This is a genomic window from Neobacillus cucumis (genome assembly GCF_023715505.1).
Genome location: NZ_JAMBOH010000016.1, coordinates 80,905 through 105,220, shown reverse-complemented (window position 1 = coordinate 105,220; position 24,316 = coordinate 80,905). Strand labels below are relative to the sequence as shown.

The following is a 24,316-nucleotide window of genomic DNA, read 5'->3' as shown; positions in this document are numbered from 1 at the left end:
TTGATTAAAAAGATAAAGGTTTTTCCTACATGGTGTAGGTACAATTGCTAGACAATAATTAGCTATAATTAATTTACAGAAAATGATTAAGATAAAAGGAGATGGAAATATGGCCATTCAAACAATTGGAGTGGTAGGAGCAGGATCAATGGGAACTGGCATCGCTAACCTTGCTGCTATAAATGGATTTAATGTTATTTTACGTGATGTTGAAGAGCGTTTCTTAGTAGGCTCCTTACAGCGCATGAGTAAATTTATGGATAAAAGTGTAGCCAGAGGAAAAATGACAGAAGAGCAAAAACAAGAGGCACTTGGCCGTATTCAAACAACTACTAGATTAGAAGATTTAAAAGATGCTGATGTTGTTATTGAAGCAGTCCTAGAAGACCTTAATTTAAAAAAGGAAGTATTTTCTGCACTTGATCAAATTGTCCGTGAAGGAGTTATCTTGGCTACCAATACATCTTCAATGTCGATTACAGAAATTGCTGCGGCCACAAACCGACCAGAGCTTGTAGCGGGCATGCATTTCTTTAATCCAGCTCAGTTAATGAAGCTAGTAGAAGTAGTTCGTGGTTATAAAACGAGTGACGAAACCGTTCAAGAATTGAAAGCGTTGTCTAAGAGGTTGACTAAAGAACCAGTAGAAGTGAAAAAGGATTCACCAGGTTTTATTGTCAATCGGATCATGCTGCCACAGTTTATCGAAGCTATTAAACTAGTAGAAGAAGGCGTTGCATCGTATGAAGATATTGATAAGGCAGTTAAACTAGGCTTGAATTATCCGATGGGACCGTTTGAATTGCAGGACTTTGCCGGTGTTGAAATTGGCTACCATGTAATGGAGTACTTTAAAGAAGAATTTAATAACAACCAGTTTGCACCACCTCTTCTACTAAAACAACTTGTTAGAGCAGGGAGATTAGGAAAGAAAACAGGTGCAGGATTTTACGATTACGAATAATGAATGGAGGGAATACTAATGAGTTTGGAATTTTTATTGTGTGAAATTGAAAATAAGGTAGCGGTTGTAACAATTAACCGACCGCCAGTAAACCCATTGAGCACTAAGGTTTTTAAAGAATTAGCTTATTTGTTTGATGAACTCGAAGCCAATGATGAAGTACGGGCCATCGTGCTAACGGGAAGCGGTGAAAAGGCATTCGTTGCTGGTGCAGACATTAATGAAATGGCTAACCTTGATCTTGTTGGAATCAATAAAATGAACAAGGCATCTAGGGAAGTTTTCTCCAAAACTGAAAATCTAACAAAGCCTGTCATTGCCGCAATAAACGGGCTGGCACTTGGCGGAGGACTTGAATTGGCGCTTGCGTGTGATTTACGTATTAGTTCTACAAAGGCAAAGTTTGCATTCCCAGAAGTTGGACTTGGGATTATCCCTGGAGGAGGCGGCACGCAGCGTCTACAAAAAATTGTTGGCCAAGGTGTTGCCAAAGAACTTCTATATTTCGGTGAAATGTTTGATGCCTACCGTGCATTAGAATTGAACATCGTAAACAAATTAACTCCTGTGGAAGAGTTACAAGATGCAGCGAAGGAATGGGCAGAGAAACTGGCTCAAAAACCGCCAGTTGCGCTTCAAATGGTAAAACTAGCAGTTAATACTGGAGGAAACACGGATATTGATTCAGGTTTAATTATTGAAAGTACTTGTTTTGCTAATGCATTTTCAACTGAAGACAGAAAAGAAGGGCTCAAGGCATTTGTAGAAAAAAGAAAACCGGTTTTTGCAGGGAAATAAAGGTTCGTGAATCAAGATGAAGTATCAAGTTTTAAATCGATACTTCATCTTTCAGTGGTGGTAAAAGTGTTCGTTAATGGAGTGATGTATTGGATGGCAAAAGATCGTAATTATTATACGGTTTATGGGGTTATCGAGTATGCTGCTAAAGTATATGGAGAGAAAGAGGCATTATTCGATTTAAAAACGAGATTTACATTTTCGCAGATTAAAAGTGATGCGGATCGGTTTGCGGCTGCTCTTACAAGAAGAGGTTTTAAGAGAGGGGACAGAATTGCAGTTTCCTTACCCAATTGGTATGAAACAGTCGTTATTTTTTTTGCTGCTGCTAAAATTGATGCAACTCTTGTACCATTTAACCCTAAATATAAATCCCATGAGGTTAACCACATCTTAAGAAACTCAGAACCGAGAGCAGCGATTGTTTCGGAAGAATTTGATCGAAATATCGGAATAAAGGAAGCCCTGTTTACGGTTCCGGAAATCATTACCGTTCGATTTAATTGGGGAGACCTTACGTCCTATCAGGATTTAATGAGGGAGGAGCCAACTGAATCGGTAGAGTCGGAGATTGATGTGAATAACGACCTATTTTGTATACTTTATACATCCGGAACTACTGGAGTACCCAAAGGGGTCATGATTCCCCACCGCAGTGTTGTCCAGTCAGCGAATGTGATGGGTAAAGAGCTATTCTGGTCAGAAAATGATGTATTAATCCTGCCTTCTCCACTATTCCACATTTTTGGCATGGCGGTTAACTTGTTTTGTGCTGTCTTTGCTGGAACGCGAATTGTTTTATTAGAAAAATTTACTCCTCAAGAAATACTCCATTTGATTGAACAAGAAAAAATAACCATTCTTAATGGTGTACCGACCATGTTTATTAAACTTCTAGAAGCTGATGATTTTGCTAGTTATGATTTATCTTCCCTACGAACAGGTGTGGTTGGTGCATCCCCGATTCCAGCATCAAAAGTGAAAGAAATACGAGATCGTTTAGGTATTAACCTTTGCCAATCGTTCGGTATTACGGAGACAGTTTCGGTAACACTTACCCCGTATAGCGATAATGAAAAAAATATAACAGAAACACTTGGAAAACCACTTCCTGGAGTAGAGTTAAGTATCGTTGATGATAATCGCCAAGCATTACCAGCTGGTGAAAAAGGGGAAATTGCAATTAAGAGCTTTGGTACGATGAAAGGCTATTATAAACTCCCAGAGCAAACAGCTGCAGTAATCGATCACGATGGTTGGTATTATACTGGCGATTTAGGCATACTTGATGACCAAGGTTATTTGAAATTTATAGGCAGAAAAAAAGAATTGATTATCCGAGGCGGTTTCAATATTTATCCTCAAGAAATTGAAGCTATCCTTGCCAAACATCCCAAAGTGGTTGATTCCGCAGTAATTGGCCTCCCGGATGAAACGTTAGGAGAAATTGTTTGTGCCGTTGTACAGCTGAAAAACGGGGAACTAAGCAGTGAAGAAGAGATTAAAGCCTATTTAAAGGAGCAGATCGCCATTTTCAAGGTCCCTGGTAAGGTTATTTTTACCGATAAATTCCCTGTTACAGCCAGTGGCAAGATTATGAAACTAAAACTTCGCGAGGAGATCGGTAATAAAGTCAGCAAATTCATTCAAAACTGAAAGGAGAAAAGAAAAATGAAAACAGAATATCCGTTCCAAGTACGCTGGGGAGATACGGACGCGGCCGGAATTGTATTTTATCCCAACTTCTATAAATGGATGGATGATGCAACACATGATTTTTTAGCCCAAATCGGCTATCCATCTTCTAAGCTCTTTGCGGAGCATCAGATCGGTGTACCATTATTGGAAGCAAACTGTGTTTTCAAGAGACCGCTCTTATTTGAAGACCAAGTTATCGTACAAAGCTTTGTTGAAGAACTTCGTAATAAAGTCTTTAAAATTAAGCATGTATTTATAAAAGAAGACCAAATCATGGCAGAAGGATATGAAGTGCGTGCTTGGACTTCTTTTGAAGGAAAACCTAAAGCTCATCCAATCCCGGATTTTATTCGTGAAAAGATGGTGTCCAAAGTCGGAACCGTAGAGGGGTAACCATGCTTATTGAAAAAAAGGCAAATCATCATTTCTTATATAGTGAAATCTCACAAGCTGACACCTTCACCCCTGAGGATTTTGAGGATGAGCATAAAATGATTGCAGAGATGACAAGTAAATTTGTAATGAATGAAGTCTATCCAAAACTAGAGAAGATTGAAAAACAAGAATTTGCCGAAACAATTACTCTTATTAGAGAAGCCGGTGAACTTGGTCTTATTGGAGCAGATATCTCAGTTGATGATGGCGGACTGGAGTTAGGAAAGGTAAGTGCTACTATTATTGCTGAAAATATGGCAGTTGGTCGTTCTTTTTCAATAACATTTGGCGGACAAACAGGTATTGGGGCATTACCAATTGCCTATTTTGGGAGTCCTAGTCAGAAAAATAAGTACCTGCCTGATATTATAAGCGGGGGAAAAATTGCTGCCTATGCCTTAACTGAGCCTTCTTCTGGAACTGATGCATTGAGTGCAAAAACGACTGCGGTGTTAACGGAGTGCGGTAAGTATTATCGAATAAATGGAGAAAAGCAGTGGATCACGAATTCAGCATTTGCGGATATATTTATCGTGTATGCGAAGGTAGATGGAACAAAGTTTACGGCTTTTATTGTGGAAAAAGGCTACCAAGGTGTTTCCACCAGTTCCGAAGAAAAAAAGATGGGGTTGAAAGGTTCGTCGACTCGTTCATTAATCCTGGAAAATGTTCTAGTTCCAGTTGAAAATGTAATCGGTGACGTGGGCCGGGGACATATTATTGCTTTTAACGTGTTAAACATTGGCCGCCACAAGATTTCAGCGACATCCCTCGGTACGGCTAAACGGGCGATTGAACTTGCGGTTAAGTATGCCAATGAACGAAAGCAATTTGGCCAGTCTCTTTCTAATTTTAATATAATTAAAAACAAAATTGCTGACATGGTCATTAAAACACATATTAATGAAAGCGCTGTCTACCGAACAGCAGGATTAATGCAGAAGGGTTTCGAGGAAATGAAGAAAAGCGGGAATGATTTTGGAGCAACCATTGCCCGTTATGCGGTCGAATGTTCCATTAACAAGGTGATGTCGACGGAATTCCTCGATCAAATTGTTGATGAAGCGGTCCAAATTCACGGTGGTTATGGATATATGGCTGAATATGAGATCGAAACACTTTATCGTGATTCTAGAATCAATCGGATCTTTGAGGGGACGAATGAAATTAATAGGATACTCATTGCCACTACCGTGTTGAAAAACGATGTCGAACCAAGTGAAGAGGAAGAATTGAAAATTGGTTTGCTTCAACGTGAAAAGCAGGTTCTTCAACTAATGAAAAAATTATTCCATGCAGCAATTGGATCAATTAAAAAGAATTCCCTTAGTGATTTTAATACAGAACAAGAAATTGCCGCTTTCATGGCCGATTTGGTTATCGGTATTTATGGAATTGAAAGTGCGGTTTTACGGACGGAAAAATCTATACTGAACACCGGTGAAGAACAAAATCGGCAGAAGCTTGATTGTACGAGGGTTTATACACATGAGGCATCCCAAAAACTCGCATTAACAGCATTAAATATGATCAATCATTTTGGTGATGCAGGTATTTTTTCACGTATTGCTAGTCTATTAATCATGAGCAGTTCAGAAAATATAATATTCGTCAAACGTAGAATTGCCGAATATGTGATCGAGAAGGAACGCTACCATTGTTAGATTCACTAATTCACTTGACGGCTGTATCAGAATGGAGAGGAATTTATGTCAAAAAATGAAGTCTCGATTAGAGATAGTTTACAACCTTACTATGATGGAATGAAGAAAAATCACTTAGGACCACTATGGTATGACCTTGGCCATATGGTAACCAAAGAACCGGTTCATGATGTAGAACCTTATTTGTGGAAGTGGAAAGTAATCCGTGAATATGTCTTAAAAGCTGGAGAGCTTTTAAAACCTGGAAAGGATGCGGAACGGAGAGTGGTGTATCTACAAAATCCCAGCCTTTTAAAGCATGGTCTTGTCGGATATGGGACTCACACCTTATATGCGGGTATTCAGTTATTGCTCCCAGGGGAAAGTGCACCATCACACCATCATTCCCAGTCTGCGATTCGTTTTATTATCGAAGGCAGCGGGGCTTATACAGCCGTAAATGGGGAAAAAACATATATGGAACGCGGGGATATGGTCTTGACCCCTGCGTGGACATGGCATGAGCACAAACATGAAGGAACGGAGCCGGTATTTTGGTTGGATGGATTAGATGTAGGTCTTGTAAAGACATTAGCTGCTTCCTTTTTTGAACCATATGAAGAGGAGTCCTATCCGATGGAAGTTCCTGAAAACTATTCTACTAAACAATTTTCCATGGGTGCTTTTAAAAAGCTAAACGAGACGAAATGTCCGGGATACCCATCTCCAATTTATGGATATAAGTTTGAAAGAGTGAAATTTTTGCTTGATAAGATGAAGGAAAACGATAGTGACCCGTTCGATGGATATGCCATTGAATACGTGAATCCACTAACGGGAGGATCAGCTGATTCTCGAATTGGTACAATGATGCAAAAGCTTATGCCTGGCATGCAAACTATGGCTCACCGTCATGTACATAGTGCGATCTATCATGTTCTTGAAGGGAACGGCTATACCATTATAGATGGTCAAAAGTTTGAATGGGAGAAAGGTGATTTCTTTATCCTTCCGCCATGGAGCTTTCATGAGCATGTGAATACGGGAGAAGAAGATGTCTATTTGTTTTCTTTTAATGACAAACCCGTGATGCAGAAATTGGAATTAGAGTACAGTGAGCCATTTAAGGAAAACGACGGACATCAAATCATTGAAAAAGTTTTCGTCCCAGACAATGAGCAGGGGGACTATAAATGAAAATCGCCATTTTTAACGAAGATACCCTAGGCATAGTAAAAGGGGATTCAGTCGTAGATGTTTCCAATTTAGCAGGCTGGAATTCTGAGAATCCACGTGAATCCTTTCTCCGGCTCATTGATAACTTTGATGAAATAAAAGTGAGGATAGAGAGGGAAATAGAAGCATGCCCTTCCTATCTTCTCTCAAACGTCACATTGAAATCACCAGTTCCCGGTACTGGAAAGATTTGGGCAGCACCCGTCAATTATCGAAACCATCAAAAAGAAATGAATGAGATGTTTAATAACGCCCCTCGAACAATAGAAGAACTTGGTTTGTTTTTAAAATCACCAGATTCCCTATCAGGTCCCAATGATCCTATCGTTTTACCTTTTAAGGATCGCAGAACGGACCATGAGGCAGAATTAGGTTATGTTATCGGGAAAAAAGCGAAAAATAGATCCTCATCTGAAGCGAAGGATTACATTTTCGGTTATTTTGCCTTACTTGATATCTCTATAAGAGGCAACGAGGAAAGAACGTGGCGTAAATCATTCGATACTTTTACACCGATTGGGCCATGGATTGTGACCTCCGATGAAATTGAAAATCCCAATGATTTAGACATGAAGCTCTGGATCAATGATGAACTGCGTCAGGACGGGAATACCAAGTATTTGATTTACGACTGCTTTAAGTGTTTTGAGATAGCCAATCAAGATATGACATTACAACCAGGGGACATTATCGCAACAGGAACCCCTGCAGGAGTAGGACCGATTGAATCGGGTGATACAGTACGGATTAAAATTGAAAGAATTGGCGAATTTAGCGTAGATGTTAGATATTCGGACAAATACTGAAAGAGTATGAGACTAGTAAATAATTTATGAATAAATCTATTTCAAAATAAAAGGGAGCGCCGAAAATGATGGAAAAGAGAAGGAAATATGACGTTATTGTTGTGGGTGCTGGGCCTGTTGGTCTTGTTGCAGGTCTTGCATTAAAACAAAAAGGGATTTCTTCCGTTGTGATCGAAGCCGATCCATTCGGACGGCCGCGTCCAGGAAGCAGAGCCATTTACTTACACAATGCCACCTTGAAGCATTTAGAGGAGACTTCAAAAGGTCTTGGCTTCATACTTGCCCGGAACGGAATTATCTGGCCAGTCGTTCGGACTTTATATAAAGGAAAAGAAGTATATGTACGTAATTATGGAATCACCAATAATAATGATTCGAGTGAATTGCCGCATTTCACGTCGCTTCATCAGGATGAAATTGAGAAACACATCTATAATGCCTGTATGGATGCTGGTGTAGAAATAATTTGGGATTCTCCGGTTAAAGAATTAGAAATCAACGATACCGGTACCATTTTGAAAATAGCCTCAGGTGAAACATTTGAGGCTCAATACATTATTGGATGTGATGGAGCCCGTTCAGTTGTAAGAGAACAGGCAGGTCTTGTATTTGAAGGACCACGTACGGAAGACACATTCCTTGTTTTGGACGTAAAAGAAGATGAGGTGAATCCACTGCCGCTTGAACGTACTTTTCATTATCAACATCCCGCAACCGGTGGAAGAAATGTAATGTTTGTTCCATTTAAGGGAGGATGGCGTGTTGACCTTCAGTTATTAGAGGGAGATAATCCAGACGATTTTACTAGCATGGAAGGTGTGAAACAATGGCTGCCAAAAGTGATGGATCCTAAATATGCAGAACGTGTTACCTGGGTCTCTACCTATCGTTTCCATCAGGTAGTGGCCAGTTCATTGACAGATCCTAAGCGGAGAGTACTTCTTGCTGGGGAAGCGGCTCATTTATTTGCTCCATTTGGTGCCCGCGGACTAAACTCCGGTGTTCCAGATGCGCTTAAGGCAGTTTCGGGAATTGAGAGGGCAATTCAAGCCAAAACAGAAGATGAACGAGGAGACGCCATTTATTTAGCGGCAAGAGAACGACGCATTGCTGCCAATTGGAATCGTGATTGTTCAACAACCGCATTACACCATCTTCAAGGAAATTCTTCGGAAATGAATCTTAAGCGGGAGCTTGCTGCTTCACTCGTATCAATTGTGCCGAGGCTGGGCCGTTGGTTAGAGGAAGGTCCGTATGGTCCAAAATTTGGTCCTCCGGAATTAACTACGAAATACTAAGCTCATATACTATGAAACCGCCTGAAAGGAGCAAGATAAAATGGCTTTGGCCCAATTATTCAATGAAGGAAAATATGGCCTTACAGTCCGTTCAGTCAATGAATTAATTGAAAAATTGACATCGATCAACTGGTATTCAAATGCTGGTAAATATTCCCCTAAAATCGAAGGAAAATTAGCACAGTTTATGAGTGCTTTTGGGGTTCATGATTATGAAATCAAATGGATTTGCATAGAGCAGGTACCTGAAACAATCAAAACGCTTTCATTTGAAGGCAGCGCTCTTTGGGAGGTACTGAAGGAATTACCGGAACAATGGAAAAAGAAAATTGACAGCCTTGAGAATGAAAGACTTCTAAATGAGGTTGTTGATAGAGTGCCTGAAGCAATTTTTCATAGTGCATACAAACAAGCTTTTATGACTTTTAAGGATGAGAATACGATTAAATTCCTAGTTGGTCATGCCATGTATGTAAGTATTTTAGCCTGTACTGCTGAATTAGCTGATGATCATGAAGCTCTATCAGTTCTAATAGAACTTTTAGAGGAAGGACATCTGCCTTTAGGTCCAAAAGGGAACACATTCTATCTATTGTAAAAATAGGAAGCTGCCGTCTATAAACTAGATTGACAGCTTTTATTTTTAGGCTGTGTTAAAGGCTATTGTTGATTTTTGGCATGTTGATTGGAGCGGAAGGCGCGTAGACTCCTGCGGGAGTACGGGGCTGGGGAGACCCCACAGGCGCATAGCGCCGAGGAGGCTCCCCGGACCGCCCGCGGAAAGCGAAGCGCCTGGAGCGGAAATCAACTCTCAAGTTTAACACAGCCATTTTTTTATAAGCAAAACCAGCAAAATGTAGGAAGAAAGATACCCTTTTTCGTTTGAACTGAGGATAACAATATGAAAGGTAAGTATTTACAATAAAGATAGAATCATTGATAAAAAGAATAGTACTTAATAAAATATGAAAGCGCTTTTGAGGAGGAGTTGGATTACATGAGTCATATTGTTATCGTTGAAGGGGCACGGACAGCCTTTACAGAAATTTCCGGAACGTTTAGAGGAATCTCGGCGACCGATTTAGGTGTAGAAGCAGCCCGTGGTGCAGTCCAGAAAGCAAAGATTAATCCGGAAGAGATCGATCAAGTTGTGTTTGCAAATGTTCAGCAATCAAGTAAGGATGCCCATCTTCTGGCTCGTCATGTTGGCTTAAAGGCGGGATTGCCTATTCACGTTCCAGCGTTAACGATTAATCGTTTGTGCGGCAGTGGAGTAGAAGCCATTTTAACTGCGGCTCGTTACATTCTAACAGGTGAAGCAAACGCTGTTCTGGCCGGAGGGACAGAAAGCATGAGTAACGTCCCCCATGTAATCCCAGGAATGAGATGGGGAAGCGGACTAGGCGGTCCTGTAATTGAAGACTGGGTCTGGGATGGTTTATACGATACGGTTGGTGACGTTACTATGTCTGACACGGCGGAAAATCTGGCCAAAAAATATAACATTTCTCGTGAAGAAGTTGATCGGCATGCTCTTTCAAGTCATGAACGGGCACTTGCAGCGATTGAAAAAGGGTATCTGAATGAAGAAATAGTTCCCGTTACCGTAAAGGAAAGAAAAGGGAGTAGAGTCGTTGACCAAGATGAACATGTGCGTAAAACAAGTATGGAGAAGCTGGCAAAACTAAAACCTCGTTTTATCGAGAATGGGGTTGTAACCCCTGGAAACGCAAGCGGGATGGTTGATGGAGCAGCAGCTGTTATTGTGACTTCCAGTGAATTTGCCGCTGAAAAAGGGTTGAAGCCTATCGCAAGACTCGTATCGTGGGGTGTAGTAGGGGTGGATCCAAAATATATGGGGATTGGACCGGTTCCCGCCATTCAAACGGCTCTCCAAAAAGCAGGTTTAAAACTGGAAGATTTGGATTTGATTGAAATTAATGAAGCCTTCTCCGCGCAGTATCTAGCCTGCCAAAAAGAGTTAGGTTTTGATCCGGAGATCGGAAATGTGAATGGCGGTGCCATTGCTCTTGGGCATCCACTTGCAGCGAGTGGTACAAGGATTACCCTTTCACTTGTCTATGAATTACAGAGACGCGGTGGAAAATACGGGGCATCTGCAGTTTGTATTGGTGGAGGACAAGGAATCGCTTCTATTTGGGAGAGATTATAAGAAGGTTACGACTTAAGTTCATTCCCCCAGCGGAATGGACTTTTAATTTTTAAAGAAAAGTTCCAATTTCCTATGTGCACAAGGGATATTTAAATGATAGTGAATATTGGATTTAAATAATGATTAACTATGTCTAATTATTTTGTTAATATATTATGAGATATAATGGACTATTTGTAACTAAAAGCAGCAAATTATGATTTAAGTACATATAGGTAGATGGAAAGAGGGCAAATGTAAATTGAGTAAAGATAAAATTTATATTATTCTATTATTTTTAGTATCACTGTTGGGTTCATTACTCCCAAAGAGTCACCCAATTGGAGAAACCTTCTTTTTCAAGGCCTTATTCATGTATTGGGTATTTACAATCCTTTCCTTCCATTTACGTACAATAAGTAAAAAAGGTAAAGATACTGTCGATTATGGGATCAATTATAGTTTATCCTTTATTTTAATTTTTGGCCCAGTGGGTTTATTAGTTTTTGAATCCCTATTTAGGATTACAGCGTATTTTTATAAAAAAATAACAAAAACAGATGATCCGGATGAGTTACTGCATATTTTTTATAACATCGGTTCGTTTGTCCTGCAAAATACTCTTACTTTCTTTGTTTACCAAATACTAAACAAACCCTTCTCCTACCTACCATTTGGATTTTGGATATTAATGTTTATCTTGGTTATTTTGAATGCTATTTTATCAGATACTTTCTTAATTATTTTTTTTTATCTGATGAAAGAAATTAGCACTAAGAAAGAACTGATTAGCTTTATTAAAAGTAGAAGTATCCTTAGGATTTCTTTTATCATTGGGATGTTATTTCTATTAATTAAAGAAGGGCTCTGGGAAATGGTACTCGGCCTTTTTATTATTAATTATTTAGTAGGTCATTCTTTTATTTCAAAGGCACAATTAATTCAGCATAAAGCTGAGCGTGATCAATTTGAACAAATGGCATATACTGACTTTTTAACTGGTATCCATAATAGGGCCTACATGGATAAGAAAATGAAAGAATTAAATAATAGCGGTGAATGGATTGGGATCGTTGTAGGGGATATCGATAATTTTAAAAAAATTAATGATAATTATAACCATGCTGTGGGAGATCAAGTAATTAAGCATTTCGCTGATACTCTAAAAAAGTATGTAGGAAAGGAAGATTACCTTTTTGTGAAGCGGCGGAGAAGAATTTACGATGTTTTTACGAAATAAATCTTTTGATGAAACAAAATTATTGTTAGGTAAAATCCTTTTGGACATTGAAAATAGTACACTTAATTTGGAATATAATGGTGATACTGCTAAGATTAAATATACTACTTCCTTGGGTCTCTATTTTTATAAGTCAAATGAGAATGTGTCAATGGAAAAGGATATATATATGCAGACCAATTGATGCTTCAATCTAAGACTAATGGCCGGAATCGATTAACCTCTCAAAAAAATAGCTGACTATCGTATAGAGGACTTACCTTCCATTGGTAAGTCCTTTTCCTTTTGATATAGAACAGCCCTAATATTTAAATAGGGGTATAATTTTAATAATTAAGGAGCTTGGATAGAGGGGATTCTTGCAGAGGATAATGTCATGTATAAGACAGACATTGGCCTCCGCTGTAAAACCAACCCGGATAATGGCGGTGGTGCAAGAAATATCATCTTTAGAGATAATGCCATGAAAGATATAAGCCTTTATTTTTACATCTGCCTACTCAGACGCTAATGCTGCAATTGAGGTTGAGCCAGCAGCCCAAAAAGCACAATTTAGAGACATTTACGTCAAACATCACCGTTAATGGAACTGGCAAGGAACCAATCGAAGTAGCAGGCGTTCCTGACCAATTCCATGAGGCTATCCACTTTGAAAATGTTTTATTTATGAAAGCGAAGCCAACCAAGATAGACTTTTTAAAAGACAGTTCTTTTAAAAATGTAAAATTCATTTCTACAGCAAATCCATGGGTCATTACGAACTCTACTGGATTAAAATTTGAAGGTGATACTACAGCCACATCTGTATCGACTAACGCTGCTGAAGGTCCGAAATGGACTGGAGACTCCAGTTTACAAGCAATAAATGTAAAGGATGTTTCTGCGACTCTCAGCTGGACAAGAGCAGCAGACAATACAGCAGTAGCTTCGTATCTTATTTATAATGGTGAAAATCCAATTGCTTCTGTTAAAGGGCAACAAACTTCTTACAATGTGGAAAGACTTTCACCTGCTTTAAACTATCAGTTTAAAGTGGAAGCAGTTGATGGAACAGGGAATCGGTCAGACAATGGACCTATAACTACGTTCACGACATCTGGAACAAAGGATATAGTCTCTCCTGATGTGCCAACCGGTGATGATTCGCTTACACTTAGCGATGTAACTGGAAGCCTTGGTGGCACCTGGGCGAAGCTTCAATGGAAAGGTGCAACTGACCTTTACGGGATTAAAAAGTATGAAATATTTGCAAATGGGGAAAAAGTCGGGGAAACAGCAGGAAATGAATTGTCGTTTACAGTGAAAAAATTAAATCCTGATACAGCTTATAACTTTAAAATAAAAGTATTAGATGAAACGGGAAATGAATCAAGTTATCCACAAGTATTATCAGTCAAAACGAATGAGGCATTTGACCATAGCGCTCCTAAGTGGCCGGAAGAAAGCATAATTACTGTCAAAGCAATTACCCAAACAAGTGTGAAATTAAGCTGGCCAAATGCTTATGATGATAAAAAGGTTATGGGTTATCGTATTTATCAAGATGGAAAGCCAGTAAATGAAAAGGTCACCTTTACTCCTATTAATACGGAGAGCACCGCATCTGGAACTGAGTATCGAATCCAAGGACTAGCTCCAAATACTACTTACGTATTCAAGATTGAAGCAGGCGATGCAGCAGGAAAATGGAGTGGGTTTGGGCCTAGTATTAAGGTTACGACGAAAGGGCCAAACAAAAACTAATCAAGATCGATTAAGGAGAACTTGCTGCCATTTGGGCAGGTTCTCACTTATTTTATTAATCTATTTAATTGTTCATGAAGGAGGAATATTATGCGGAATAATCTTAAACAAAAAATGCTGCTGGTAACCTTGTTTTTAGTAATCCCTGGCTTGATTTTTGGAAACAGCTTTGCTAAAGCAGCGAATTACGAAAACACCCACAAAAATAGTATTACTGTTTATCTGGCCGGAGATTCGACTGTATCTGACTATTCGAGCTCGCTAGCACCAAGGACAGGCTGGGGACAGGTTTTTGATCAGTTTTTTGATGATAAAATCATCGTAAAAAATGAAGCCTCCTCTGGCAGAAGCTCAAAAAGTTTTATAGATGAAGGGAGACTTGATTCCATATTAAGTCAGATAGAGAAAGGGGATTATCTTTTTATTCAATTTGGACATAATGACGAAAAAATTGACGATCCATCTCGTTATACAGAGCCATATTCAACTTATAAAAGCTATTTAAAACGGTATATTGACGGTGCACGCGAAAAACAGGCTATTCCGGTCCTTATAACTCCAGTTGAACGGCGACGTTTTACAGAGGAAGGAGTTGCGCGTGATTCGCATGGTGATTATCCGGCGGCCATGAAGGAGATTGGCTTGGAAGAAAATGTGCCGGTAATCGATCTTACAGCTAAAAGCAAGGCATTGTTCCAAGAACTTGGACCGGAAAGAACGAAGGATGTTTTCCTCTGGTTGGATGCTGGAGAGAGCGTGAACTATTCAAATGGTGTTCAGGATAACACACATTTTCAGGAGGCTGGGGCTGTGCAGATTGGCCGACTCGTCCTTGAGGGGATAGAGGAATTAAAGCTAGTACCCCTTCGTAACCACATTTTAAAATAAAAAGACCGCGGTTTTGAGGAGTTTAATGGTTTGATTGAAGGCAGTTGACAATAGCTGTCTTTTTCCGTGGGTTTCAGATAATAATTATCTTGCCCAATAAATACAAGTTTTTCCCGATAATCTGCTAAACGGATCGTTATAGTAAAAATTAATAAAATTTTTGAAACGTATAAAAATATCAAACATTTACCTAAAAATTTTGAATTCTTAATGAAAACGTTTTCGGTTAGAATAAAAAACAAGAAAGGAGGATCTATTCTATGAATCTTCGACAAGAGCTCGATGTGCAAATTGTTTCAACCCAAAATCAAAAACCTACCAAAAAAGTAAAAATTGAAAAATGGATTCCTTATTTTTTTATTCTACCGTCAACATTGATGATTGTAACCTTTTTATTCTATCCAATCGGGACGGTATTTTACTACAGCCTTCAGAATTACGATGTATCCGCTCCCTTTTATAATGGGTTTGCTGGGTTAGATAATTTCAAGAAAATCTTTACCGATGACAAATTATTTCTGCCAAGCTTGCTAAACACGCTTAAATGGGTAGTGTCACAAGTAGGCTTGCAGCTGGTATTTGGTTTAGCTGCAGCGCTTCTCCTTAATCAAAAGTTTAGATTTAGAGGAATTGTAAGAGCAGCAGCCTTTGTTCCCTGGGCTATATCGGGTGTTTTAGCCTCCGTCATGTGGTCGTTAATGTACAATGAACATATGGGTGTAATCAATGATTTACTAATGAAACTTGGGATTATTAGTGAGAATAAAGCATGGCTTGCTGACAGTGGGACAGCATTCATTGCGGTAATCATTGCTGAGCTTTGGAGGGGGATTCCATTCTTTGCCATCACCTTACTTGCATCTCTCCAAAGTATTCCGGAAGAACTCTATGAGGCGGCTAAGGTAGATGGTGCGGGACGGATAAAATCGTTCTGGCATGTGACACTTCCGCAGTTAAAAAATACAATTGTGTTGACAACCTTACTAAGGGTAATTTGGGAGTTTAACAACGTGGACCTCCTCTTCAACCTCACAGGCGGAGGCCCTGCACATAGCACGACGACATTAACCATGTATATTGCGGAACAAGCAGTCCACGGCTCTAATTTTGGATATGGATCCGCATTAACTGTTGTCGCATTTGGAATTTTGTTCATCTTTGCAGCCGTTTATTTACGCATTACACGATATGAAAGGGAGGGGAATTAACTTGAATAAAACACAGAAAAGGGTTGACCGGTTATTCACCTTCAAGCTTCCAGTCCTTATCATGCTTGCTTTTACTCTCTTTCCGCTCTATTGGACACTCAATACAGCCTTTAAACATGAGGGAGATATTGTTAAACGGCCAATTGGATATATCCCTGTGTCGCCAACAATTGAAAACTTCGTATCAGCTTGGACAAATGTAGGGTTTTCAACTTATTTTAAAAATAGTTTACTAGTTGGTGTATGTACAGTTGTAATTGTGTTAATCCTTTCTACTTTATCTGGATATGCATTAAGCAGATATAAGTTTAAGGGAAAGCGGGCTTTCCTGCTGATGCTGCTTTGTACTCAGTTTATACCTAGGTCTATGCTGATTATCCCGCTGTTTATTATTTTTAAGAATTTGGGATTAATCAGTAATCCGCTATCCTTAATCATTACCTACGCGGCTGTAGAGATTCCATTTACAACCGTTTTAATGAATGGCTTCATCTCGAATGTTCCCCGTGAACTTGAAGAAGCTGCAATGATTGATGGATGTAACAGATTGCAGGCAATCCGATTTGTCATTTTTCCGCTGTTGATTCCAGGAATTGTTGCAACCAGTGTATTTACCTTCATTTATACATGGAATGAATTCTTGATTGCTTTAATGCTTACGAACCAGCAGGGCAGATTCACGCTGCCAATTGGTTTAAGTTACATGATGGGCGAGTTCAATATCAACTACGGTGCTTTAGCAGCCGGCAGTGTAATCGCTTTAATTCCGGCAGTTATCCTTTTTGCCTATGCGCAAAAACATCTAGTAAATGGCATGGGTGGAGCTGTCAAAGGTTAGTTAGGGTGTAAAGAAAAAATAATATATAAACAAAGGGTAAGGGGGATTTCTAGTGTACAAGAAATTATTAAAAACCGTTGCGGCATCGTCAATGGCTGTTTCGTTATTGCTGGCCGGCTGCAGTTCCGGTTCTAGTGAAAAATCAAGTACAAATGCAAACGAAAAGAAGACAGACTCAAATGAAAAAGTAACTTTAACATTCTGGGATGAAAATGCTGGCCCACAGCGTACACCTATCTGGGAAGAATTGATTAAAAGATTCGAGGAAAAGAATCCAAATATTCACGTTGAATATGTTGGATTACCGAAGGACTCTGCAAAGACAAAGTACGATGCATCGATTGCAGCAGAAGATACGCCTGACATGGGAAGTGTTCAAACAAGCTGGCTTCCTGAATTTGCTCTGAGAGAAGCTTTACTCCCACTTGATTCTTATTTCGATAAGTGGAATCAGAAAGACAAGATAAATGAAGGAGCAGTCAAATTTAATAAGGATATCGTTGTTGATCATAAACTCTACGGCATTCCTTACACACAAAATCTTGATATTCTTTGGATACGCCCAGACTGGTTCAAAGAAAAGGGCATCAAAGTCCCAGAAACATGGGATGAGTTCTTTACTGCAGTTGAGCAGCAGACCGATAAAGCGAATAACCGTTATGGCTATACTATCCGCGGTGGAGCTGGCGGTTCCTTCCAGCTTCAGCGGTTAATGTATGCTTACTCAGGTGAGAAGGATTACATTAAAAATGGCAAAAGTACAATTAATAACAAAAAGCATGTTGAGTTCCTGAAAAAGTATTTTGCTTTGTATAAAAAGTATACTCCACAAAGTGATATCACTAACGGATATAAGGAAATGATCGCAGGATTCGATACAGGTGCAGTCGCAATGGTTCAACACAATATTGGTTCCTTTGGCGAACATAAAGAAGCATTAAAACCTGATCAGTTCCAGGCTATCCCACTTCCGAAGACAGATGACGGCAGATATGTGGCTGAAGGTGGAAATACAATTGGCATCAGTATCTTTAAAACGACTAAACATCCTGATGCAGCATGGAAATTTGCAGCATTCCTAAATTCAAAGGACAGCCAGTCTTATTGGAACCAGCAAGTTGGACAAATTCCAACTAACTCTGATGTGTTAAGTGAAGAATGGGTTAAAGAATCTCCACATATCCAAACAGCTTTCAAAGTTTACGATGACCCAAAAACCGTTCTTTATAAACCGCCATTCTATCTGCCTGAATACAGATCCATACTTGATACAGTTGTCGACCCTGGCACACAAGCTGTATTGAGTGGGAAGAAGACTGTAGAGGAATTCTTGGATGAATGGGCAAAAGCCATTGAAGATGCTCAAAAGAAATACGATGAACACTTCAAAAAATAAAAACTAATTAATAGAGCCGTCGAGAAATACTACTTTCGAGACGGCTTTTGATTGATGCATAAAACTGTGAAAAGGAGGCTGTGTCATGATTGTGAAAGTTAATTCAGTTGAGTCTGTTGCTGCGGGCGAAGGGGCAGGCCGTAAGCTTTTGGCTCGGGGCGGAGGTATGATGATGACAGAAGTCACATTTCAAAAGGATGCAATAGGTGAAGTCCATTCCCATATCCCCGAACAGATTAGCTATATTGTCCAAGGAAGATTTGAATTTACCCTTGATCGGAATGTTCAGAGAGTGGAAAAAGGGGATAGCATCAACATTCCTTCCAATACCTTGCATGGTGTGAAGGCTCTTGAAGATGATTCCATCATATTAGACAGATTTACTCCGCAATGAGAAGATTTTCTATAAAATACTAGTTTAATAGGAGGTACATGAATGAGTATTTCAGAATCGACGTCAACTCTGACTGCAAAAACTGCTTTAGAAATGGCCGAGAAGGCTTCGAAGACACTGATGAAAACCTTTACTCCAGCGGAACTCCCACCAGCAAATGTATGGCATTATCATCAGGGAGTTTATCTATACGGGATACAGCGTGTTTGGGAGAAGACCAACAATCAAGAATATTTTGAGTATCTAAAAAGCTATATTGATTTTCTCGTAGATGAAGAAGGTAATTTTCTTTTCGAGCGTGATCAGCTTGACTCCATTCAAGTAGGAATTTTATTATTTCCTCTACTGGAAGTCACGAAGGACGAACGTTATAAAAAAGCAGCCGATAAACTAATAAATTTATTCGGAACGTTGAACAAAACAAAAGAAGGCGGATTTTGGCATAAAGACAAATATCCTTATCAAATGTGGCTGGATGGACTGTTTATGGCAGGTCCTTTTGCGTTGATGTATCAGCGGGCCTTCAATGAGGAAGGTTTAGCTGAAATGGTTCTATATCAAGAAAAGCTGATGCGAAAAAATATGAAGGATGAGAAGACAGGCCTCCTATACCATGCCTACGATGAAAGCAGACAGATGCCTTGGGCGAATGCGAAAACAGGCTGTTCGCCGGAGTTCTGGGGACGCTCGGTTGGCTGGTATGGCACAGCGCTTATTGATATCCTTGAACTTCTGCCAAAAGAACACAGTGGGAGAGGAGAGTTAATCGAATCCCTTACTAGTCTAATTAAGGGCTATGTGAACTATCAGGATGAAAAAACCGGGTTATGGTATCAAATTGTTAATAAAGGTGATCAAGAGGATAACTGGCTTGAATCTTCCTGCTCCAGCCTATTCATCTATACCATTGCCAGGGCTGTTGAAGCCGGTTATATCGACCAAAAATATCTAGATGTTGCCTTAAATGGCTATCAGGGATTGTTAAATGAAATGATAGAAGTAACTGACGAGTCATTGATCATGAAAGGAATTTGTATCGGTACTTCTGCTGGTGTATATGATTACTATGTTGCCCGCCCTGTATCGGAAAATGATCTTCATGGTGTAGGAGCATTTATTTTAGCAAGTATGGCACTTGCCAATCTTATAGAATAATAATAGGAGTGTGAACAAGTGAAAAAGTCAGTTAGCAGTATTCTAGCAGCTTCATTGTTGGCAATAAGTATTTCCTCGGTTTCAGCGTCTTCACCTAATTTAGGCAGGGAGGTCCTTGAACCGAAGGATGGCTGGGCAGCCTATGGAGAGGGAACAACAGGAGGAGCTAAGGCCGATTCTAGTCATGCTTTTACCGTAAGCAATAAAAGTGAGCTTATTAACGCTCTTGGTGGCGGGGATAGCACGCCTAAAATTATTTATATTAAGGGAACGATCGACTTTAATGTAGATGAACATAACAACCCAATCGGGCCGGAATTTTACGCTGATCCGGCATATGATTTTAACTCCTACCTTAAAGCATTCAGCCCCGAGGTATGGGGCCATGAAAAAGAAGTTTCAGGTCCACTTGAGGATGCACGTGCTCGGTCACAGCAAAAACAAAAACAGCAGATTGTCGTTAATATTGGTTCGAATACCTCCATTATCGGTCTTGGTGCTGATGCAAAAATAATTGGCGGAAGCTTTATTATGAGCGGAGTTGAAAATATTATTATCCGCAATATCGAATTTGAAGCACCACGTGATTTCTTCCCGCAATGGGACCCGACGGACGGTGAATTTGGTGAGTGGAATTCAGAATACGATAATGTAACAGTTACTAATGGAACCAAGCATGTTTGGATTGACCATAATACATTTAGTGATGGGGAACACCACGATAAGGATTTCGGCAAATACTTTGGACGTACCTACCAGCAGCATGATGGCCTGCTTGATGTAACAAACGGTGCTGATTATGTAACCATTTCTTATAATGTCTTACAGGATCATGATAAAACCTCGCTGATTGGTTCCAGCGACAGTAAAACAAGCGATGAAGGACATTTAAAGGTCACTATTCATGATAACTATTACAAAAAACTGACACAACGTCTGCCAAGGGTTCGTTATGGTCAAGTCCATGTCTATAACAATTACTATGAGTTTAATAGTCATTCAGATTATGAGTTTGATTATGCACTTGGTGTAGGTGTAAGATCTAAAATTTACGCGGAAAACAACTATTTTAATTTCGACGAAGATATTGACCCTGGAAAGATCATAAAGGATTGGAAGGGAACGTCAATTTATGAAGACGGTTCCTTTGTAAACGGTAAAAGCTCTGGAAGCGAAGTGGATTTAGTAAAAGCCCATAACCATTCCAGTTCCGTCCAGCTGGATGAAAATGTTGGCTGGAAACCAACTTTATACACCAAAATTCAACCAACTCAAGCGGTACCCGCACTTGTAAAAGCAAAGGCAGGTACTGGCAAGATTGATTAGGATCTGGAACCAAACCCATAAATTTTTTTATGGGTTTGGTTAGTATTCCCTGCTCACACGAGTTAAGACCCATTTACCATTTTTAGAAAATAAGTTATCTTATATACTATGATGATAGTAGGAAAGGAATGGAGAGGGAGCAGTATCTTGCAAACGCCTCCCGTTGCGCCGATGAGAAAAAAACTTGTTACGTTTATCAAAAGGTATTTTCTTTTTTCACTCAGATCAACCATTATTTCATTGTTCCTTCCGGTCATAATTTTTTTTATAGCCTTTACCGGCTGGATTTCCTACCAGCTTGCCGTAACCCAGCTTGAGGAAAATGCCTATAAAAGTGTGGATGATACGGTTTTTCAGACAAAGGCATATTTGGAAAATAGACTCTATGATATCTTTGAACAGCTTGTTGCTTTTTCGAATAATCCGAAGACGTTAGATATTATTGATTCTGAATCTTCAGACATAAACGCCCAAGATTATATTGAAATGAACAATCTGTTAAGGTCGATTCATCTAAACTTTGACTCCATCATTGATTCCATTTTGGTGGACATGCATAATGGGGAATTTACCCTTTATCAAAGCGATTATCGAATGAGATTTAATCATTTTCCTTATAAAGAATATGCTGAAGTATACAAAGGCAATAAAGAGGGTTTTTATTGGCATAACGAACATCCTGATGATATTTTTGCCAGTAAAGCTGATGTTGTAAGCGTTTTTAAATTAATCGGTACGGATAGTTCAAAAGTAAATGGCGTCTTGCTTTTCAATTTACGGAGGGATTTCTTCGAAAATGTTTTTAATAAGTCATTAATCGGTGAACACGGCTTTCTTACCCTTGTCAGTCCTGAAGGAACCTTCAACTCAAAAGCTGTTGCTGAACAATATCGTTTGAGTTCAAAAGAAATAAAATATTTGCAGACACTGCAAGAAGAAAAGGGTAAATATGAATTTAAAAATGCCGATGGGAAAAATATGACCATAATCTTCGATACAATCGGTGTCAATAAATGGAAGGTTGCAGCAGTATTCCCTACAGATGAGATTCTCAAGAAAGCCAATTATATTAAATATGTAACCTTAATTGTCATTTTGGTGTTAACAGCTGTAGCAGTTCTAATTGCCAACTTTTTTTCTAAATACATAACAAATCCGGTCTCTGCCCTTGTTTCGCAAACGAAGCAGATTAATGAAGATAATTTGAATCTTAGTTTTAATCATAATGGTCCTAGGGAAATCGAAATCTTAAATACAGCATTAGAAGACTTAATGGTAAGAATTAACACGTTATTGGAACAAATTAGACTTGAACAGGATCAAAAAAGGCAGTTAGAGTTTTCAGTTTTACATGCCCAGATCAACCCTCACTTTTTATATAATACTCTATATTCTATTAAGGGCCTGGCCGATATGGGCATGAATAAGGAAGCAAGCAGTATGATTACCGCTTTATCAAACTTCTTTCGAATCAGCATCAGCAGGGGGAAGGAAATTATCAACTTAGAGGAAGAATTGGCCCATATCGAAAATTATCTTATTATTCAAGAAATGAGGTATGGGGATGATTTTTCCTACGTAATTAATATGGATTCCACTCTCCTAAACTACAAAATTGTTAAACTCACTCTTCAACCTCTAATTGAAAATGCCATTTATCATGGTGTTAAGCAAAAAAGAGGAAAAGGAGAGATTGTTGTTAATGGGTATGTAGAAAACGGGAATATTTGTATCGAAGTGATTGACAATGGTTCTGGAATGAATCGACACAATCTGAATGAGATAAGAGAGGAGTTAGCGAATAAAAGGAGTAATTCCTCCATAATAGGGATTGGACTTAGGAGTGTCCATGAAAGAATCAAAATGCATTTCGGTGATGAGTATGGTTTAACAATCGAAAGTGAGGAAGGGACTGGAACAAGATCGAAAGTGATGATTCCAATGACAAAAGGAGGAGTAAATGAAAGTGCATAAGGTTGTAATAGTGGATGATGACCGAATTATCCGTAAAGGATTATCAAGCTTAATTCCCTGGGAAGAACATGGATTTGAACTTGTTGGCTCAGCGGCGGATGGTGAAAAAGGATTTGAAATAGTTAAAGAGAAACTTCCCCAAATTGTAATTTCTGATATTCAAATGCCATTTATGGATGGTCTGGAAATGACAAGAGCTATCAAGGAATTTAATCCAAAAACAAAAATTATTTTATTGACCGGTTACGAGGATTTTAAGTATGCTCATGAGGCCATTAAATTAAGAGCATTTGACTATCTTTTGAAACCGGTTGAAACCAGCGAATTAATTGATAAGTTAAAGCAGGCATCGCTGGAATGGGATGTGGATCATCAGAAGGAAATGCAATTTACTGAGAGTAAGTCCTTTACTCAGCAGGAATTTCTAAAAAATCTGCGTCTAAATAAGAATGTAGAAGTGAATCGTTGGTTTGATAAGGATTTAGTCAAGTTTATTTCACTAGGTATACCAGAAAAAGTAATCGACCATTTAGAGGGGACAAGGCAACGTCTTGCAACTCACACGAGTGTTTCTGTTCCGGAGATTGCCTTGCTGGCTATTAAAGGAATTCATTTGATTTTCCATGAAGCTGCAACCTTTGCCGAAACCTGGGATTCAGCTAAATTTTACGATTCTGAGAACAGGATTATGAAGCTGCAGACCGTTGATGAGATTTTTACCGAGGTTCGAATGATTGCATTGGATTTAGCGGTCTTTGTGAGTAAACTAAACGAAAATCAAAAACACTCCCTAGTGGATAAAGCAATAAAGTTCATTCGTGATAATTACCATGATACAAGCCTAAATCTACAGCGTGTAGCGGAAGTAGTCCATGTGAGCTCTGCCTATTTGAGCAATCTTTTTAAAGTGGAAAAAGGGATTAACTTTGGTGACGTTCTTCTTGAAACCAGGATGGAAAAGGCAATGGAACTGTTCCGACAGACAGATCTAAAATCCTATGAGGTAGCTGAAAAAACAGGCTACTCTAATCCTCAATATTTCAGTAGTAGTTTTAAAAAATATACAGGTTACTCACCAGCAGAATTTAAGAAGTTAAAGTAGGCATATATTGGAGGGGTATTGG

21 protein-coding genes are annotated in these 24,316 nt (G+C 39.1%); all 21 read left to right on the top strand.

The window, feature by feature from the left end:
• The first annotated feature begins 109 nt into the window (after positions 1-109).
• Entirely contained in the window at positions 110-964 is an 855-nt protein-coding gene (locus tag M3226_RS20715; RefSeq protein WP_251569387.1) for a 3-hydroxyacyl-CoA dehydrogenase family protein, read from the top strand.
• A gap of 18 nt (positions 965-982) precedes the next feature.
• Positions 983-1,762: an enoyl-CoA hydratase-related protein gene (locus M3226_RS20710; RefSeq protein WP_251569368.1), complete on the top strand. Its 780-nt coding sequence runs from the start codon at positions 983-985 to the stop codon at positions 1,760-1,762.
• A 93-nt stretch (positions 1,763-1,855) separates the two neighbouring features.
• Entirely contained in the window at positions 1,856-3,418 is a 1,563-nt protein-coding gene (locus tag M3226_RS20705; protein WP_251569827.1) for a class I adenylate-forming enzyme family protein, read from the top strand.
• 15 nt (positions 3,419-3,433) lie between these two features.
• Positions 3,434-3,853: an acyl-CoA thioesterase gene (locus M3226_RS20700; protein WP_251569361.1), complete on the top strand. Its 420-nt coding sequence runs from the start codon at positions 3,434-3,436 to the stop codon at positions 3,851-3,853.
• 2 nt (positions 3,854-3,855) lie between these two features.
• Complete coding sequence (locus tag M3226_RS20695; RefSeq protein ID WP_251569349.1) at positions 3,856-5,559, top strand: acyl-CoA dehydrogenase family protein; 1,704 nt, start codon at positions 3,856-3,858, stop codon at positions 5,557-5,559.
• Between the two features lie 45 nt (positions 5,560-5,604).
• Positions 5,605-6,735, top strand: a complete 1,131-nt coding sequence (locus tag M3226_RS20690; protein WP_251569332.1) for a cupin domain-containing protein — start codon at positions 5,605-5,607, stop codon at positions 6,733-6,735.
• Positions 6,732-7,580, top strand: a complete 849-nt coding sequence (locus tag M3226_RS20685; protein WP_251569309.1) for a fumarylacetoacetate hydrolase family protein — start codon at positions 6,732-6,734, stop codon at positions 7,578-7,580. Before M3226_RS20690 ends, M3226_RS20685 begins: the two co-directional genes overlap by 4 nt.
• Before the next feature lie 68 nt (positions 7,581-7,648).
• Complete coding sequence (locus M3226_RS20680; RefSeq protein ID WP_251569817.1) at positions 7,649-8,878, top strand: FAD-dependent oxidoreductase; 1,230 nt, start codon at positions 7,649-7,651, stop codon at positions 8,876-8,878.
• Between the two features lie 40 nt (positions 8,879-8,918).
• Positions 8,919-9,476, top strand: a complete 558-nt coding sequence (locus M3226_RS20675; RefSeq protein WP_251569308.1) for a hypothetical protein — start codon at positions 8,919-8,921, stop codon at positions 9,474-9,476.
• A gap of 399 nt (positions 9,477-9,875) precedes the next feature.
• Complete coding sequence (locus M3226_RS20670; RefSeq protein WP_251569307.1) at positions 9,876-11,051, top strand: acetyl-CoA C-acetyltransferase; 1,176 nt, start codon at positions 9,876-9,878, stop codon at positions 11,049-11,051.
• Between the two features lie 241 nt (positions 11,052-11,292).
• On the top strand, positions 11,293-12,270 hold the full coding sequence (locus M3226_RS20665) for a GGDEF domain-containing protein (protein ID WP_251569306.1): 978 nt from the start codon (positions 11,293-11,295) through the stop codon (positions 12,268-12,270).
• A gap of 525 nt (positions 12,271-12,795) precedes the next feature.
• Positions 12,796-14,013, top strand: coding sequence for a fibronectin type III domain-containing protein (locus tag M3226_RS20660; RefSeq protein WP_251569305.1), 1,218 nt, complete (start codon positions 12,796-12,798; stop codon positions 14,011-14,013).
• Positions 14,014-14,103: 90 nt separating this feature from the next.
• Positions 14,104-14,901, top strand: coding sequence for a rhamnogalacturonan acetylesterase (locus tag M3226_RS20655; protein WP_251569304.1), 798 nt, complete (start codon positions 14,104-14,106; stop codon positions 14,899-14,901).
• Positions 14,902-15,161: 260 nt separating this feature from the next.
• Entirely contained in the window at positions 15,162-16,109 is a 948-nt protein-coding gene (locus M3226_RS20650) for a carbohydrate ABC transporter permease (protein WP_251569303.1), read from the top strand.
• A gap of 1 nt (position 16,110) precedes the next feature.
• Positions 16,111-16,947 carry a carbohydrate ABC transporter permease gene (locus tag M3226_RS20645; RefSeq protein WP_251569302.1) on the top strand — a complete coding sequence of 279 codons (837 nt, stop codon included), beginning with the start codon at positions 16,111-16,113 and terminating at the stop codon, positions 16,945-16,947.
• A gap of 52 nt (positions 16,948-16,999) precedes the next feature.
• Positions 17,000-18,343 carry an ABC transporter substrate-binding protein gene (locus tag M3226_RS20640; RefSeq protein WP_251569301.1) on the top strand — a complete coding sequence of 448 codons (1,344 nt, stop codon included), beginning with the start codon at positions 17,000-17,002 and terminating at the stop codon, positions 18,341-18,343.
• A gap of 85 nt (positions 18,344-18,428) precedes the next feature.
• On the top strand, positions 18,429-18,737 hold the full coding sequence (locus M3226_RS20635; RefSeq protein ID WP_251569300.1) for a cupin domain-containing protein: 309 nt from the start codon (positions 18,429-18,431) through the stop codon (positions 18,735-18,737).
• Positions 18,738-18,779: 42 nt separating this feature from the next.
• Positions 18,780-19,892 carry a glycoside hydrolase family 88/105 protein gene (locus M3226_RS20630; RefSeq protein ID WP_251569299.1) on the top strand — a complete coding sequence of 371 codons (1,113 nt, stop codon included), beginning with the start codon at positions 18,780-18,782 and terminating at the stop codon, positions 19,890-19,892.
• Positions 19,893-19,910: 18 nt separating this feature from the next.
• Complete coding sequence (locus tag M3226_RS20625) at positions 19,911-21,218, top strand: pectate lyase family protein (RefSeq protein ID WP_251569298.1); 1,308 nt, start codon at positions 19,911-19,913, stop codon at positions 21,216-21,218.
• A 147-nt stretch (positions 21,219-21,365) separates the two neighbouring features.
• Positions 21,366-23,192 carry a sensor histidine kinase gene (locus tag M3226_RS20620; protein WP_251569297.1) on the top strand — a complete coding sequence of 609 codons (1,827 nt, stop codon included), beginning with the start codon at positions 21,366-21,368 and terminating at the stop codon, positions 23,190-23,192.
• Positions 23,179-24,294, top strand: a complete 1,116-nt coding sequence (locus M3226_RS20615; protein ID WP_251569296.1) for a response regulator — start codon at positions 23,179-23,181, stop codon at positions 24,292-24,294. The genes M3226_RS20620 and M3226_RS20615 overlap by 14 nt, the downstream gene beginning before the upstream one ends.
• Positions 24,295-24,316: the final 22 nt, after the last annotated feature.

What these genes read in the sequence shown, in the direction of transcription:
- M3226_RS20705 (WP_251569827.1), top strand. Translation starts at nt 1,856, where the DNA reads ATGGCAAAAGATCGTAATTATTATACGGTTTATGGGGTTATCGAGTAT.
- M3226_RS20630 (WP_251569299.1), top strand. Translation starts at nt 18,780, where the DNA reads ATGAGTATTTCAGAATCGACGTCAACTCTGACTGCAAAAACTGCTTTA.
- M3226_RS20650 (WP_251569303.1), top strand. Translation starts at nt 15,162, where the DNA reads ATGAATCTTCGACAAGAGCTCGATGTGCAAATTGTTTCAACCCAAAAT.
- M3226_RS20690 (WP_251569332.1), top strand. Translation starts at nt 5,605, where the DNA reads ATGTCAAAAAATGAAGTCTCGATTAGAGATAGTTTACAACCTTACTAT.
- M3226_RS20685 (WP_251569309.1), top strand. Translation starts at nt 6,732, where the DNA reads ATGAAAATCGCCATTTTTAACGAAGATACCCTAGGCATAGTAAAAGGG.
- M3226_RS20715 (WP_251569387.1), top strand. Translation starts at nt 110, where the DNA reads ATGGCCATTCAAACAATTGGAGTGGTAGGAGCAGGATCAATGGGAACT.
- M3226_RS20655 (WP_251569304.1), top strand. Translation starts at nt 14,104, where the DNA reads ATGCGGAATAATCTTAAACAAAAAATGCTGCTGGTAACCTTGTTTTTA.
- M3226_RS20710 (WP_251569368.1), top strand. Translation starts at nt 983, where the DNA reads ATGAGTTTGGAATTTTTATTGTGTGAAATTGAAAATAAGGTAGCGGTT.
- M3226_RS20635 (WP_251569300.1), top strand. Translation starts at nt 18,429, where the DNA reads ATGATTGTGAAAGTTAATTCAGTTGAGTCTGTTGCTGCGGGCGAAGGG.
- M3226_RS20615 (WP_251569296.1), top strand. Translation starts at nt 23,179, where the DNA reads ATGAAAGTGCATAAGGTTGTAATAGTGGATGATGACCGAATTATCCGT.
- M3226_RS20695 (WP_251569349.1), top strand. Translation starts at nt 3,856, where the DNA reads ATGCTTATTGAAAAAAAGGCAAATCATCATTTCTTATATAGTGAAATC.
- M3226_RS20670 (WP_251569307.1), top strand. Translation starts at nt 9,876, where the DNA reads ATGAGTCATATTGTTATCGTTGAAGGGGCACGGACAGCCTTTACAGAA.
- M3226_RS20675 (WP_251569308.1), top strand. Translation starts at nt 8,919, where the DNA reads ATGGCTTTGGCCCAATTATTCAATGAAGGAAAATATGGCCTTACAGTC.
- M3226_RS20700 (WP_251569361.1), top strand. Translation starts at nt 3,434, where the DNA reads ATGAAAACAGAATATCCGTTCCAAGTACGCTGGGGAGATACGGACGCG.
- M3226_RS20680 (WP_251569817.1), top strand. Translation starts at nt 7,649, where the DNA reads ATGGAAAAGAGAAGGAAATATGACGTTATTGTTGTGGGTGCTGGGCCT.